15 protein-coding genes and 1 pseudogene are annotated in these 13183 nt (G+C 45.7%); 9 read left to right on the forward strand and 7 right to left on the reverse strand.

Going from position 1 to position 13183, the window contains the following annotated elements; all coding sequences use genetic code 11:
- Positions 1–96: 96 nt before the first annotated feature.
- From lepB to carA, 5 genes are read left to right on the forward strand one after another with little or no spacing between them, the layout of a single operon-like run.
- Positions 97–720 carry a signal peptidase I gene (gene lepB / locus U9P07_10345; GenBank protein ID MEA2109805.1) on the forward strand — a complete coding sequence of 208 codons (624 nt, stop codon included), beginning with the start codon at positions 97–99 and terminating at the stop codon, positions 718–720.
- A 43-nt stretch (positions 721–763) separates the two neighbouring features.
- A complete protein-coding gene (pyrR, locus tag U9P07_10350; protein MEA2109806.1) occupies positions 764–1306 on the forward strand; it encodes a bifunctional pyr operon transcriptional regulator/uracil phosphoribosyltransferase PyrR in 543 nt (180 codons plus the stop codon).
- Positions 1307–1311: 5 nt separating this feature from the next.
- Positions 1312–2247: an aspartate carbamoyltransferase catalytic subunit gene (locus U9P07_10355; GenBank protein MEA2109807.1), complete on the forward strand. Its 936-nt coding sequence runs from the start codon at positions 1312–1314 to the stop codon at positions 2245–2247.
- On the forward strand, positions 2244–3587 hold the full coding sequence (locus U9P07_10360; protein ID MEA2109808.1) for a dihydroorotase: 1344 nt from the start codon (positions 2244–2246) through the stop codon (positions 3585–3587). Before U9P07_10355 ends, U9P07_10360 begins: the two co-directional genes overlap by 4 nt.
- A gap of 9 nt (positions 3588–3596) precedes the next feature.
- Positions 3597–4730 carry a glutamine-hydrolyzing carbamoyl-phosphate synthase small subunit gene (carA, locus tag U9P07_10365; GenBank protein MEA2109809.1) on the forward strand — a complete coding sequence of 378 codons (1134 nt, stop codon included), beginning with the start codon at positions 3597–3599 and terminating at the stop codon, positions 4728–4730.
- Between the two features lie 43 nt (positions 4731–4773).
- Here the strand turns inward: carA and U9P07_10370 are convergent, their stop codons facing one another.
- Entirely contained in the window at positions 4774–5496 is a 723-nt protein-coding gene (locus tag U9P07_10370) for a UDP-2,3-diacylglucosamine diphosphatase (protein ID MEA2109810.1), read from the reverse strand.
- 221 nt (positions 5497–5717) lie between these two features.
- Here U9P07_10370 and carB point away from each other — a divergent pair, with 221 nt between their 5' ends.
- The 3 genes from carB to truA are packed head-to-tail and all read left to right on the forward strand — an operon-like array spanning position 5718 to position 10263.
- On the forward strand, positions 5718–8936 hold the full coding sequence (gene carB / locus U9P07_10375) for a carbamoyl-phosphate synthase large subunit (GenBank protein ID MEA2109811.1): 3219 nt from the start codon (positions 5718–5720) through the stop codon (positions 8934–8936).
- Between the two features lie 43 nt (positions 8937–8979).
- Complete coding sequence (gene greA, locus U9P07_10380; protein ID MEA2109812.1) at positions 8980–9465, forward strand: transcription elongation factor GreA; 486 nt, start codon at positions 8980–8982, stop codon at positions 9463–9465.
- A gap of 9 nt (positions 9466–9474) precedes the next feature.
- Positions 9475–10263, forward strand: coding sequence for a tRNA pseudouridine(38-40) synthase TruA (gene truA, locus U9P07_10385; protein ID MEA2109813.1), 789 nt, complete (start codon positions 9475–9477; stop codon positions 10261–10263).
- Between the two features lie 92 nt (positions 10264–10355).
- Here the strand turns inward: truA and U9P07_10390 are convergent, their stop codons facing one another.
- Entirely contained in the window at positions 10356–10613 is a 258-nt protein-coding gene (locus U9P07_10390; protein ID MEA2109814.1) for a BrnA antitoxin family protein, read from the reverse strand.
- Positions 10597–10893, reverse strand: coding sequence for a BrnT family toxin (locus U9P07_10395; protein MEA2109815.1), 297 nt, complete (start codon positions 10891–10893; stop codon positions 10597–10599). Before U9P07_10395 ends, U9P07_10390 begins: the two co-directional genes overlap by 17 nt.
- Positions 10894–11198: 305 nt before the next feature.
- On the opposite strand from U9P07_10395, the gene U9P07_10400 reads away from it, so the two are divergent.
- Entirely contained in the window at positions 11199–11444 is a 246-nt protein-coding gene (locus U9P07_10400; GenBank protein MEA2109816.1) for a phage integrase N-terminal SAM-like domain-containing protein, read from the forward strand.
- 330 nt (positions 11445–11774) lie between these two features.
- On the opposite strand, the gene U9P07_10405 is transcribed toward U9P07_10400, so the two are convergent.
- The 4 genes and pseudogenes from U9P07_10405 to U9P07_10420 form a co-directional block, all read right to left on the reverse strand.
- Entirely contained in the window at positions 11775–12047 is a 273-nt protein-coding gene (locus U9P07_10405) for a hypothetical protein (GenBank protein MEA2109817.1), read from the reverse strand.
- A gap of 50 nt (positions 12048–12097) precedes the next feature.
- Positions 12098–12298: a hypothetical protein gene (locus U9P07_10410; protein MEA2109818.1), complete on the reverse strand. Its 201-nt coding sequence runs from the start codon at positions 12296–12298 to the stop codon at positions 12098–12100.
- Between the two features lie 100 nt (positions 12299–12398).
- A pseudogene (locus U9P07_10415) lies at positions 12399–12602 on the reverse strand (group II intron maturase-specific domain-containing protein).
- 224 nt (positions 12603–12826) lie between these two features.
- The gene (locus tag U9P07_10420) at positions 12827–12955 is read right to left on the reverse strand and encodes a hypothetical protein (GenBank protein ID MEA2109819.1); all 129 of its coding nucleotides are present in this window, start codon (positions 12953–12955) and stop codon (positions 12827–12829) included.
- Between the last annotated feature and the right edge of the window lie 228 nt (positions 12956–13183).

Here is a 13183-nt window from a genome sequence, read left to right on the forward strand (position 1 = left end):
AAAACCTTAATTTTGCTCAGCTAACTGCTAAGAGCTAACTGCTAATTGCTTGACTTAGGTTTATATTGAACTGGAAAGGTAGAAATAAAGATTACTATGACTGCTAAGCGAAAAATGGGTATTGTGCGGGAATATGCCGAGTCAATTATCATTGCTATCATTATCGCCCTGTTTATCCGGGCCTTTATTGTTCAGGCATTTAAAATTCCTTCCGGTTCCATGGAACCAACTCTGTTGATTGGTGATCATCTGCTGGTTAATAAATTTAAATATGGTGTACATATTCCTTTTACGGAGATTAAATTTTTTGATTACCATAAGCCTCAGCGTGGTGATATCATCGTCTTTACCTACCCGGTTGATCAGTCTAAAGATTTTATCAAGCGGGTAATCGGCCTACCGGGTGAAACCATAGAAATCAGGAAGAAGAAGATTTATATTAATAATAAGTTATTTGCTGGTTCGTATGGGACCTATCGTGACCCGGATACGGTTACCCAGGTACCACGAGATAACTTTGGACCGGTCGTTGTTCCTGAAAATAATGTTTTTGTCATGGGTGATAACCGTGATCGAAGTTATGACAGCCGCTTCTGGGGGTTTGTCGAATATGGCAAGATAAAAGGTAAAGCCTGGATCATTTACTGGTCATGGGACTCCCAGGCAAAAAAGCTGTTTCAGAAAGTTAGGGTTGGGAGATTTGCTCATCTTATTCATTGATTACTAAAGGCAAGAGGTTTAAGGCTGAAGGGTAAAGAATTGTATGAATATTCTGGATGAACGAGGAATGGGCATGGTACTTTCCAGGATGGCCTATGAAATCCTGGAGCGTAATGCCGTTCATGAAGATCTTGTGCTTGTGGGAATCAGGACCAGGGGGGTATTCCTGGCCCAGCGTCTGCGGGATTTATTGAACCAGATAGCCCAATTGGATGTCCCGCTGGGTATCCTTGATATTACCCTTTATCGTGATGATTTATCCCATGGTACACATCATCCGGTGCTGCAAAAAACCGAGATAACATTTTCTCTTGATGATAAAATAGTTATTCTGGTGGATGATGTGTTGTATACCGGAAGAACCGTTCGCTCAGCTATGGATGGACTGATGGACTTTGGTCGTCCCCAGGCTATACAGTTGCTGGTGCTGGTTGACCGTGGTCACCGGGAACTACCGATTATGCCTGATTATGTGGGAAAACATGTTCCATCATCGCCGGATCATCAGGTGATGGTAAGGATGCGTGAAGAGGATAATCATGATTCTGTAACGGTGAGCTATGCAGCCCGCCGGCAGGTGGATTGAGCCGTATGAAAAAAAGGATTTTCCCCCGGAAAGATTTACTGGCTATTAAAGAGCTGCATGAGGATGACATAACCCTGATTCTGGATACCGCGGAATCTTTTAAGGAAATATCCCGTCGACCGATAAAAAAAGTTCCGACATTGCGTGGCCAGACAATTATCAACCTGTTTTATGAGCCAAGTACCCGGACCAGGAGTTCTTTTGAAATCGCGGCAAAAAGGCTCAGTGCCGATACGATAAATATCTCGGCATCAACCAGCAGTGTAGTGAAGGGGGAAACACTGTTGGATACGGTAAAAAACCTGCAGGCCATGTCTCCCGATATTATTGTTATCCGGCATGGCTGTGTAGGGGCTCCACACCTGATTGCCGGCCGGGTTGATGCCCGGGTGGTGAATGCCGGGGATGGTGCCAATGAGCATCCCAGTCAGGCTTTGCTGGACATGTTAACTATCCGTGAGCATAAAAAGGCTTTCGCGGGCTTGCGAGTGGCGATAATAGGTGATATCGCTCACAGCCGCGTCGCCCGTTCCAATATGCATGCATTAACCATTTTGGGAGCGGAAGTCAGGGTTTGCAGTCCGCCGACCATGCTGCCGCTGAATATGAATGGTTTCCCCGGAGTAAAAGTTTGTGCAAGTCCGGAGGATGCCATTAAGGGTGTTGATGTGATAATGATGCTTCGCATACAGCTGGAACGTCAGGATCATACCCTGTTTCCCTCAATGAATGAATATGCCCGGCGCTATGGCCTGAATCGTAGCCGGGTAAATCTGGCCGGTAATGATGTTATTATCATGCATCCCGGACCTATGAATCGTGGGGTGGAGATCACCTCAGAGGTGGCCGACGGAAAACATTCAGTGATTCTTGAGCAGGTTGAAAACGGCGTTGCCGTTCGCATGGCGATTTTATATCTTTTGGGAGATAAATCAGAATGAAACGGATATTGCTGCGGGGTGGTCGGGTAATAGATCCCGAAAATAACCGTGATCAAAAACTTGATGTTCTGATTGCCGACGGTGCTATCGCCGAGATCGGCCAAAAACTGCAACTGGATGAAAGTGCCGGGAAAGTTATCCGGGCGGAAGGATTATGGGTTATGCCGGGCGCCATCGATATGCATACCCATCTGCGTGAGCCGGGGCAGGAATACAAGGAAACGATTATGAGCGGGGCTCAGGCAGCGGCAGCTGGTGGTTTTACCAGCATTGCCTGTATGGCCAATACCAGCCCAGTGAATGATTGTGCCGCGGTAACCCGCTTTATCAATGAACGGGCTCAGCAGGCACCGGTCAATGTTTTGCCCATCGGGGCGGTAACCATCGGCATGCGGGGCAAGCAGATGGTTGAAATGGCGGAGATGGCAACAGCGGGGGTCGTCGCTTTTTCTGAAGATGGAAAAACTGTCGAAAACACCAAGCTCTATCGTCATGCGATGGAATATGCCGGTAGCCTTAATCGCGTCATTATTTGCCATTGTCAGGATAATTATCTTTTTGCGGATGGGGTTATCCATGAAGGGGAAATATCTTCAACCTTTGGATTTCCCGGTATCCCATCACTGGCTGAGGAGCTTGATATCGCCCGTTGTCTTCTGCTGGCTGAATTTCTTGATCTTCCAGTTCATATTGCCCATATCAGTACCCGAGGTGGTGTATCCCTGGTTGCCCGGGCCAAAGAAAGAGGCGTAAAGGTTACGGCAGAGGTGACCCCGCATCACTTTTCCCTCGACCATCGGGCTGTGGCTGATCTTTACTACCGTGATGAGGTGGAATATGCCATGAAAAGGCAATTTTTATGTTTTAATCCCAATACCAAAATGAGTCCACCCTTGCGTGAACCAGAGGATGTTGTTGCAATTAAAGAGGCTCTGTTCGCTGGAATTATTGATGTTATTGCTTCGGATCATGCCCCCCATGAGCAGACGGAAAAAGAGGTAGAATACCAGTATACGCCTTTTGGCATTGTTGGCCTGGAAACAACTATTCCTTTAACCATGAATCTTGTGCGTGAAGGGGTTCTGACACCAGTGAAAATGGTTGAACGTCTCAGCGTTGCTCCGGCAAAAATTCTTGGTTTATCAAGGAAAGGCAGTCTGGAAGTCGGCATGGACGCAGATGTGACGATTATAGATCCGGAAGTCAAGTGGTCTATTAATAAAGATGATTTCCGTTCCAGAAGTTTCAATACTCCTTTTGATGGTTGGCGAGTTCAAGGGAAAGCCTTGACGACCATTGTGGGCGGGGAAATCGTCTATGCTGCTGATGGGCAGGTGTGAGGTGTATCAATGGCATTTGCAAAAAACAAAGCAATCCTACTGCTTGAGGATGGGACTGCATTTGCCGGCCGCTCATTTGGCGCTGTGGGAGAAGCCATTGGGGAAGTGGTCTTTAATACCAGCCTGACAGGTTATCAGGAGGTATTGACTGATCCTTCCTATCGGGGACAGATGGTAACCATGACCTATCCCCATATCGGTAATTGCGGTATCAACGCAGAAGATGTTGAGTCGAGAAAACTTTTCTTATCCGGTTATATTGTTAAAGAATATTGTCATATGCCCAGTAACTGGAGGAGCAGAAAAGCTCTGGGTAGTTATCTCGAAGATGCTGGTGTGGTTGGAATTGAAGGTATTGATACCCGTTTTCTGACCCGTCATATCCGCCTGGCCGGTGCCATGCCGGGGATTATTTCCACGACTGACTTTGATCTATCCAGTTTGTCAGAGAAACTTCGGCATTGGCCAGGTATTGAAGGAGTAAACCTGGTGGATGGGGTGACATCGCCTTCCACTTATGAATGGTCCCAGGGAGACTGGGATATGACTGCCGGGTATGAGAAAAAACATAATGCCGGCGGTTTTCACGTGGTTGCCTATGATTATGGGATCAAATACAATATTCTCCGGCTGCTGGTGGCCGCCGGTTGCCGGGTAACTGTTGTCCCGGCAACAACCACAGCCCAGGAAGTACTTGCTTTGAATCCTGACGGTGTATTTCTTTCAAATGGACCGGGTGATCCGGCTGCTTTGGTGGAATATGTTAAACAAATCAGGTTATTGATTGGCCGGAAACCCATGTTTGGCATCTGTCTGGGACACCAGATTATCGGCCTGGCTTTGGGTGGAAGCACTTATAAGTTGAAATTCGGTCACCATGGCAGTAATCAGCCGGTCATGGACCTGGCTACCGGAAAGGTCGAAATTACTTCACAGAACCATGGGTTTTGTATTGATATTGATTCCCTTGGTGATGAGGTGGAAGTGACTCATATCAATCTGAATGACCGAACTGTTGAGGGTTTGAAGCATCGCCGCCATCCGCTCTTTTCTATTCAGTATCACCCCGAAAGTTCTCCCGGGCCCCATGATTCAGCCTATTTATTTAAACGTTTTATCCAGTTGATGGCAACGAACAAATAATGGCGTAAGTTACTGAACCTTATGGGGGGATCTTGCTTCGCTGTTATGGGGTTGGTAGTCTTTTGAGTTGAAAGTTGCCATCTTCCAATATCAGGTAGGAGTAATCAGTTATCCAATCTCCCAGGTGATAAACCGGATATTTCTGATCGCTCAGGACAACCTTATTCTGGGCCGGATGATGATAATGGGCGATAATTGCCACATCATGACCGGCCCGAAATATATCCGCAAGCTTGTTGGTCAGCTTCTCCGGTATATGACTGTCGTTTTGAGACTGATTGCGGCTGGTTTTTGAAAGCCAATGGGCAACTCTGCAGGTGATGTCAGGAGGTATCAGGCTGATGATTCGGCAGGTGATGGGGCTTTTGATAAATTTAGCCCATCGTCGGTACCATTGTTGACTGTCATCCAGTAAGTCTCCGTGGGCCAGGTAAAGACGTTGGCCGGACAGGTAAACGGATAATTCACTGGGGTTACTGTGGACATGTAAATGGGTACGGAAAAATGGACCCAGGCTGATTTCATGGTTCCCTTCAATAAAGTAGAGTTTTATTCCCCGTTGAACCAGGGCTTCAAGGGTCGCGAGGATGGGAACATATACTGAAAATACTACCTCACGGTATCCGAACCAGAAGTCAAAAAAATCACCAAGAATAAAGAGATTTTCCACATCTTCAGGCAGGTTTTGCAGGAAACTATTCAGTTTTCGATAATTTTCATCGGTTGGATATTTTAAATGAGCATCGGCAAGAAAGATTGATTTCATCAGTGGAAGTTATTTCCTGGTCAAAATAATTACAGATGCTGAAGTCGCAATTTTGAACGTCGCGCTTTTTATCTGTAATCAGTAGTGTTCCGGGACTTCTGGTGTTCGGTTTACGGAAAAACCTTATACCTTAAACCTTGTACCTTGTACCTTATACAACACATTAAGGCAATATCTAAATTTTTACCGGAATTTATTTATTTTTCTAAAGGACCTATGCAGTGCCCAAACGTACTGATTTAAAAAAGATTATGTTGATTGGTTCCGGGCCGATTGTTATTGGCCAGGCCTGTGAGTTTGATTACTCCGGGACCCAGGCATGCAAGGCTCTCAAGGAAGAAGGGTATGAAGTCGTGTTAGTTAACAGCAATCCGGCAACCATTATGACTGACCCGGAATTTGCTCACCGTACATACATAGAACCGATTACCGCCGCAACAGTGGCCAAAATAATAGAAGTTGAGCGACCTGATGCCCTGCTGCCTACTGTAGGTGGGCAGACAGCCCTTAATGTCGGGATTGAACTGGCTGAAAACGGAACCCTGGCCAGATATAATGTCGAGCTGATCGGGGCAAGCCTGGAAGCAATTAAAAAGGCTGAAGATCGCCAGCTGTTTAAGGAGGCGATGCTGAAGATTGGCCTGGATCTGCCCAAAAGCGGGCATGCTCACTCCATGGCTGATGCCTGGGAGATTATTGGTGAAATCGGTTTTCCGGCCATCCTCCGGCCATCCTTCACCCTGGGAGGAACTGGTGGAAATATAGCTTATAATGTTGCCGATTATGAACGTTACGTAAAATGGGGTCTTGATTTAAGCCCCACCCATGAAATACTCATTGAAGAGTCTATTGTTGGTTGGAAGGAATATGAGCTTGAGGTAATGCGTGACCATCACGATAATGTGGTCATTATCTGTTCCATTGAAAACATCGATGCCATGGGTATTCATACCGGCGACAGTATTACTGTCGCTCCGGCCCAGACGTTGACCGATAAAGAATACCAGCTGATGAGAGACGCGGCTATTCAGGTTATCAGGGAAATCGGGGTGGATACGGGAGGTTCAAATGTCCAGTTCGCGGTAAACCCCGATGATGGTCGCCTGATCATTATCGAAATGAATCCCCGGGTGTCACGCAGTTCGGCACTGGCTTCCAAGGCTACCGGTTTCCCGATTGCCAAAATTGCCGCCAAACTGGCAGTCGGTTATACTCTCGATGAAATTCCCAATGATATAACCAAAGAAACTCCGGCTTCATTTGAACCTACCATTGATTATGTGGTAACCAAAATTCCCCGATTTACTTTTGAAAAGTTTCCCAGCTCGGATGCTACATTGACCACTCAGATGAAGTCCGTTGGCGAAGTCATGGCCATCGGCAGAACGATGAAAGAGTCATTGCAGAAGGCTATGCGGTCATTGGAGATTGATTCCTATGGTTTTGATGAGCAGCTGCCAGCTGAAGCTTATGATAATCCTGCTGATGACATACTTGCTCTGGTGGAGGAAAAGCTGCGAGTTCCCGGCGCTGATCGATTCTGGTATATCGGTGATGCCCTGCGTTTGGGCTTGCCCCTTGAAAAGGTTACGGAACTGACAGGTATAGATCCCTGGTTTATTCACCATATCAAGCAAATTATAGATTTCGAGTCGAAGATTAGGGCTGGAGACTTGGCAGCGCTGGATACTGAAACTCTTAAACAGGCCAAGGAAATGGGTTTTGCCGACCAGCGGCTGGCGGAACTTCTGTCTGTCAACGAGCAGGATATTTCTGATCTGCGGCATAAGAACTATATAGTTCCTGTTTATAAGCGTGTTGATACCTGTGCCGCCGAGTTTGAAGCCTTTACTCCCTATCTCTACTCCACCTATGAGCGGGAGGATGAATCTTTTCCCACTGAAGAGCGTAAAGTCATTATTCTGGGTGGTGGTCCTAACCGTATCGGTCAAGGAATAGAATTTGACTATTGCTGTGTTCACTGTTCCTTTGCCCTGCAGCGTGAAGGCTTTGAAACCATAATGGTTAATTGCAATCCGGAAACGGTCAGTACTGACTATGACACCTCGGATCGGCTTTACTTTGAACCACTGACCCATGAAGATGTCATGCAGATTGTGAAAACGGAACAGCCATTTGGGGTCATTGTTCAGTTTGGCGGCCAGACACCGCTTAAACTGGCGGCATCACTTGAACAGGCCGGGGTTCCTATTCTCGGAACTTCACCTGACAGTATTGATCGGGCGGAAGATCGACAGCGCTTTAAAGAACTTCTGGATATGCTGGAACTCAGGCAGCCGGAAAACGGCACGGCGATTTCGGTGGATGATGCTACCCGAATTGCCGATACCATTGGTTATCCGGTGCTTGTGCGTCCATCCTATGTTCTTGGTGGCCGGGGAATGGAAATTGTTTATGACCAGGATAATTTACAGCGGTATATGCGAGAAGCCGTCAAGGTATCTTTTGACCATCCGATGCTGATCGATAAATTTCTCCATGATGCCGTGGAAGTGGATGTTGACGCGGTTTGCGATGGTCAGACGGTTATTGTCGGTGGGATCATGGAACATATAGAACGGGCCGGGGTTCATTCAGGCGATTCGGCTTGTTCCCTGCCTCCCTATACTCTTGATGATTCCGTTATCCGAAAGATCGCTCGTCAAACCCGGGCGATGGCCCTTGAACTTCAGGTTTGTGGTTTAATGAATGTGCAGTTTGCCGTTCAGGGTGAAAATATTTTTATCCTGGAAGTCAATCCCAGGGCTTCCCGAACGGTGCCCTTTGTCAGCAAGGCCGTGGGGTTACCTCTTGCCGATCTGGCAGTTCAGGTCATGGTGGGAAAAACCCTGGCGGAAATAGGAGTAGAGGAAAGGTTGCAGCCTCCGTGGGTATCAGTCAAGGAAGCAGTCTTTCCTTTCCTTAAATTTCCCGGGGTGGATACCATGTTAGGACCAGAAATGAAATCTACCGGTGAAGTCATGGGAATTGATGAGCGATTTCCGGCCGCCTTTGCCAAAGCTCAGGATGCCGCCGGCGCTCCTCTGCCGATGAACGGATGTGCTTTTTTAAGTGTTCACCAAAAAAACGGGATTGAACAGGTTGCCAGGGATCTTTTGGCCAGTGGTTATACAATTAAAGCGACCGCGGGAACATCCGCGTTTCTTGACCACCATGGTTTGGCCAATACCCTGGTAAAAAAGAAAAAGGAAGGCCGTCCTAATATTTTAGATTTTCTGGTTAACGGTGAAATTGATTTGGTTGTCAATACTCCCGGAGACAGTCGTGCCCGGGAAGATTCTCTTTATATCCGTCGTACAGCTCTGGATCGGGGGGTTGCATATTTTACTACCATGTCCGGAGCCTGGGCCGCAGCCCAGGCGATTAAGGTTATTCATGATGAAGAATTAACAATTAAGGCCCTGCAGGATTACCATTGATTGCTGTATGTGTAGAACATAATTTCCATGTTGGAGAAAATATATGAAACCAAGTGAAAAAGTCCCGATGACAAAAAATGGTCATATCAAATTGAAAGCGGAGCTACACCGGTTGAAAACCGTCACCCGGCATGAAGTTATTCATGCTATTGCTGAGGCCCGGGCTCATGGTGACCTGAGTGAGAATGCCGAATATGATGCAGCCAAGGAAAAACAGGCCTTTGTTGAAGGGCGCATCAATATGCTCGAAGATCATCTGGGGCGGGCGGAAGTTATTGATCCGTCGAAGATATTCGGAACTGACCGGGTGGTGTTCGGGGTTACTGTCTGTTTGTCGGATGAGGAAAGCGGGGAAGAAATCAGTTATCAGCTTGTGGGTGAGGACGAAGCGGATATTGATCATGGTAAAATATCTATCTCAGCCCCCATTGCCAGGGCGTTAATAGGCAAACAATTAGATGATGAGATAAAGGTTAACACCCCGGGAGGGATAAAGATATTTACCGTTATGGATATAACCGTCGAATGATATTTTTCTGTGCAGGCTGAACTTCAAAAACTGAAACTGACCATTGCCTATGATGGTAGTGCCTATCATGGCTGGCAGATTCAACCTAATGGTATAACCATCCAGGAAACACTGCAGCAGGTTTTAGCGACCATGACCGGTGAATCGCTTACGGTTTATGGTTCCGGGCGAACCGATGCCGGTGTTCATGCCTGGGGTCAGGTTGCCCATATCAAGACCGGAACTACGATTCCCTTGAACGGTTTGTGGCGTGGATTAAATGCCTTGTTGCCCGATGATATTGTTATCCGCTCTGTTGAAGCAATGGCGGATGATTTTCATGCCCGTAAATCTGCCAAAGCCAAAACCTACCTTTATTGTCTTGATAATGGCTCACAACCAAATCCACTGACGCGTCTTTATTCCTGGCATATACGAAAGACCCTGGATATAGCCGCTATTTCCAGGGCTGCCGATTTGCTCCAGGGAGCCCATGACTTTCTCTCGTTTAAGGCTGCAGACGGTGAGACCGTAACTTCTGTTCGTACCATCAACAAAATCCGAACCTGGAAGCGTGGCAATTATCTGTTCATCATGATAAAAGCCAATGGTTTTTTGAAAAATATGGTCAGGATTATCGTTGGCACCCTGGTAGAAATTGGCGCTGGAAAACGTGATTGGCAATCATTGGCAACTGTTCTGGCAGCCAGGGACCGCAGGATGGCAGGTGTAACCGCTCCAAGTAAAGGTTTGGTGTTGAGGACAGTGTATTATTCTTCATCGCAGCCACCTCGTATTATTCGAACGTCGGGAACCTAAAATATTTTTTTGAAGCAGAATTGAACAAATCCCCTATTTTCCATTTTCTCACGGACAGGCGACCATTAACATGAGTTACGAATTATGAAACGCTATGCAATATGTAGCAAATGTTCACTTAGCCACATTTTCATCAGTGATTGATAGGGGATATCTCGTTTGTTTGCTTCTACTTTGATTTGCGCTAACATAGATTCCGGCAACCTTAGAGAGATCGCCTTAGTTGTTGGTTTCAGGCTAGGAAATACAGCTCGCTCTGCTTTGCTCCAGTCAAGATAGTCACTTGAATCATTTTCTTCCCAAAATGTCCTTTCTTCTGATTCAGTTTTAAATTTAGGAATTTTTTTCATAACTCTCCCTCTCTTTTTTATGCATAGGTCTAGCAGATATTACCCTGATTTTATTTGTTCGAATTGTGAAAGCTATATGTAGTTTTCGATTGTTATCAGTTCTGCCTAAAGCATGAAATCTCATCTCTTCTTGTGAGTGGGCTTTATCCTCAAGCAATAATAACGGCTGATTAAAAAACACTTGTTCCGTTTCCTCCCTTGAAACATTATGTTTGTCAGAACTCTTACATTCGTTGCCATGATCCCACTGGAACTGTTTGAGCTCTTTTATTTCTATCATAATTGTATATTAATACCATATACAGCGGTTGTCAATCTTTTGTTTTTGAATTATTGAAAAACTTTACCGCCGAACGTTTAAAATAACCCGCCTGCGTAGCAGGTCGGATTCATTGATTTAGTTGAGTAAGCCGCTATCGCGGCAGGGTTGACAATCCCACGTATTTGTTCATTTTCAGACATGTCTTAAAAGCACAATATCCTTCAGATTTTTTCTTTATAACTGCCATAATACCACTCCATAGAAATCTTTTTAAACCCAAAAAGAGAGGAGCGGTATTATGGCAGCATTGCAAACAGCCTGGTATGACAGCGGTTGAAGCCCTTAAACTTAACGGCAAAGGCGAACGTACCCAGGAAGCTTATGTCCGGCATGTGCGTAAACTAATCGAGTTTCATGATGGCAAAGATCCCGATCGGATTACCGAGGATGAACTAAAAAAATATTTCATCCATCGCCAGGATGTCAATAAGTGGCAACCCAACACCATGCGGTGCTGCCCGGTCACCACCAAAGATAAACATCGGTTTTCCGGAAGCCATCTTTTTTGATGGGGTGGCTTTCTGTGGCCAAATTCGGTCGAAAGAGCGATTCAGGAGGGAAAATCAGTGGTTCCAGGACAACTCAAGAATGAAAAAGATTATCCATTTATCAAAGAACAATAAATTTTGCTAAAATCCCACCAGTATATTTGTTCCGCAACTTACAATCCCATCCTCAGCAGAGAATCATTACCCTATATAATGAGATAATGAGATCGGGCTTATTGAACAATGGATTGAGTTCGACCCACAAAATTCATGATAGCCAGCAGATTTACCTCAATGGGTCGACTCAATCCTTATAGGTTAGCACTGTGCCTCGTTAGAATACTTGGAAACTTAAAATGGTATTTCATCTTCATTTTCTTCTATATGCACTTGATCTTCATCTGTCTCCATGTACTCCCACATTTCATTCTGATGAAGCCAAATGGGGTCAGCATTTCTTCGAATAAATTCATTTACATCCATACCATCAATTGTAGGACGTCTCTTTACTCTAACCTGCTTGCCATTCATGAAGACCAACTCATATTTCTTTTGACGCTCAGCCTTTGCAGCTTTTCGAGCTCGCTTTTGTGCTGCTGTGAGTTTCTTCTTAATTTTAGCCATTTCTCAATTCTTGATAGTGTTAACGGAGGTCATTTCCTTGTCGGTATAGCTTAAATGTTCATTGTAGCTTCAGTCATTTGAGATTGACCTAATTCTGTGAGAAAAACTTCATCAATAGTACGAACTCCACATTTAGGGTATATAATTGTCTTTTCAAACTCTGGTCGAAACGTTTTCTCATTAATTTTTACAGCACCAATTTCAGAGTTAAATATGCTACCACATTTTTTACACTCAAAATTTATTTCCATGCTGCCTCCTTTGTAGTGACCGAGTAGGTCAGGGGCTTTGCAGCCCCTTTCCCCTCTAAGAACCATGCTTGACAGTTTCCCGTCACACGGCTCAAGCATCTTAAAGGTTTCCCTTTTTCAGGCCGTTTGCAGATCGCACGCTGATGGCGAACCGGTGTTTCCGCCCTGCTGCTGTCCAATATTTCTTAAACAGCCATTTTTTGGACTTGTTCTGGTGCCGTCGGCGAAGCATGCGCCATAGTTGCTCATAAACATAAGTGTCGATGCGGTTAAAGGCTTCCGACGCCACCACATGGCGGTGGTAATTGCCCCAGCCTCAAAGCGTTTGATTGAGCTTCTTGATCAGGGCCGGCATCGGTGCGCTGACGTGAGTGCGGATTATCATTCCTACCTTTTGCACGAGGGTCTGAATTCCCTCATTGTTGAATAACTATTTATTCTACAAAATACCGCCACTTTCATTCCGCATTATGCCAGCGGTGGGCAACCGGAAAAGTTAATTTAAATCATAAAACAGAAAATATGTAGCTATCTCGCCTCCATTCGTTTGGCATCTTCAATATACATATCCACAGATTCTTGCTCAAAATCATCATTTTCGGTGGCAAATTCAGCAGATTTTCTATAATATTCAGCCGCTTTTGCTTTTTCTCCCATAGCTTCGTACACTTGGGCAAACCGAGAAATCCCGTCTATCTGATCCGGATCCCTCTGTGACAATGAAGGTGAGACACCTGCCCCTTGAAAAGTGAAGCTCGCACCGGCAGAGCCGGTGGCTTCGTGAGGGCCCCTGGAAGGGGCCGTTGTTTATTCGAACTCTGGTAAATTGGGCTGACGTTTATCAGAAGATTCTTGATGTCGGATATAGGCACGTATCATTTTCTC

It is taken from the genome of Pseudomonadota bacterium (genome assembly GCA_034660915.1).
Taxonomy (GTDB): Bacteria; Desulfobacterota; Anaeroferrophillalia; order Anaeroferrophillales; family Anaeroferrophillaceae; genus DQWO01.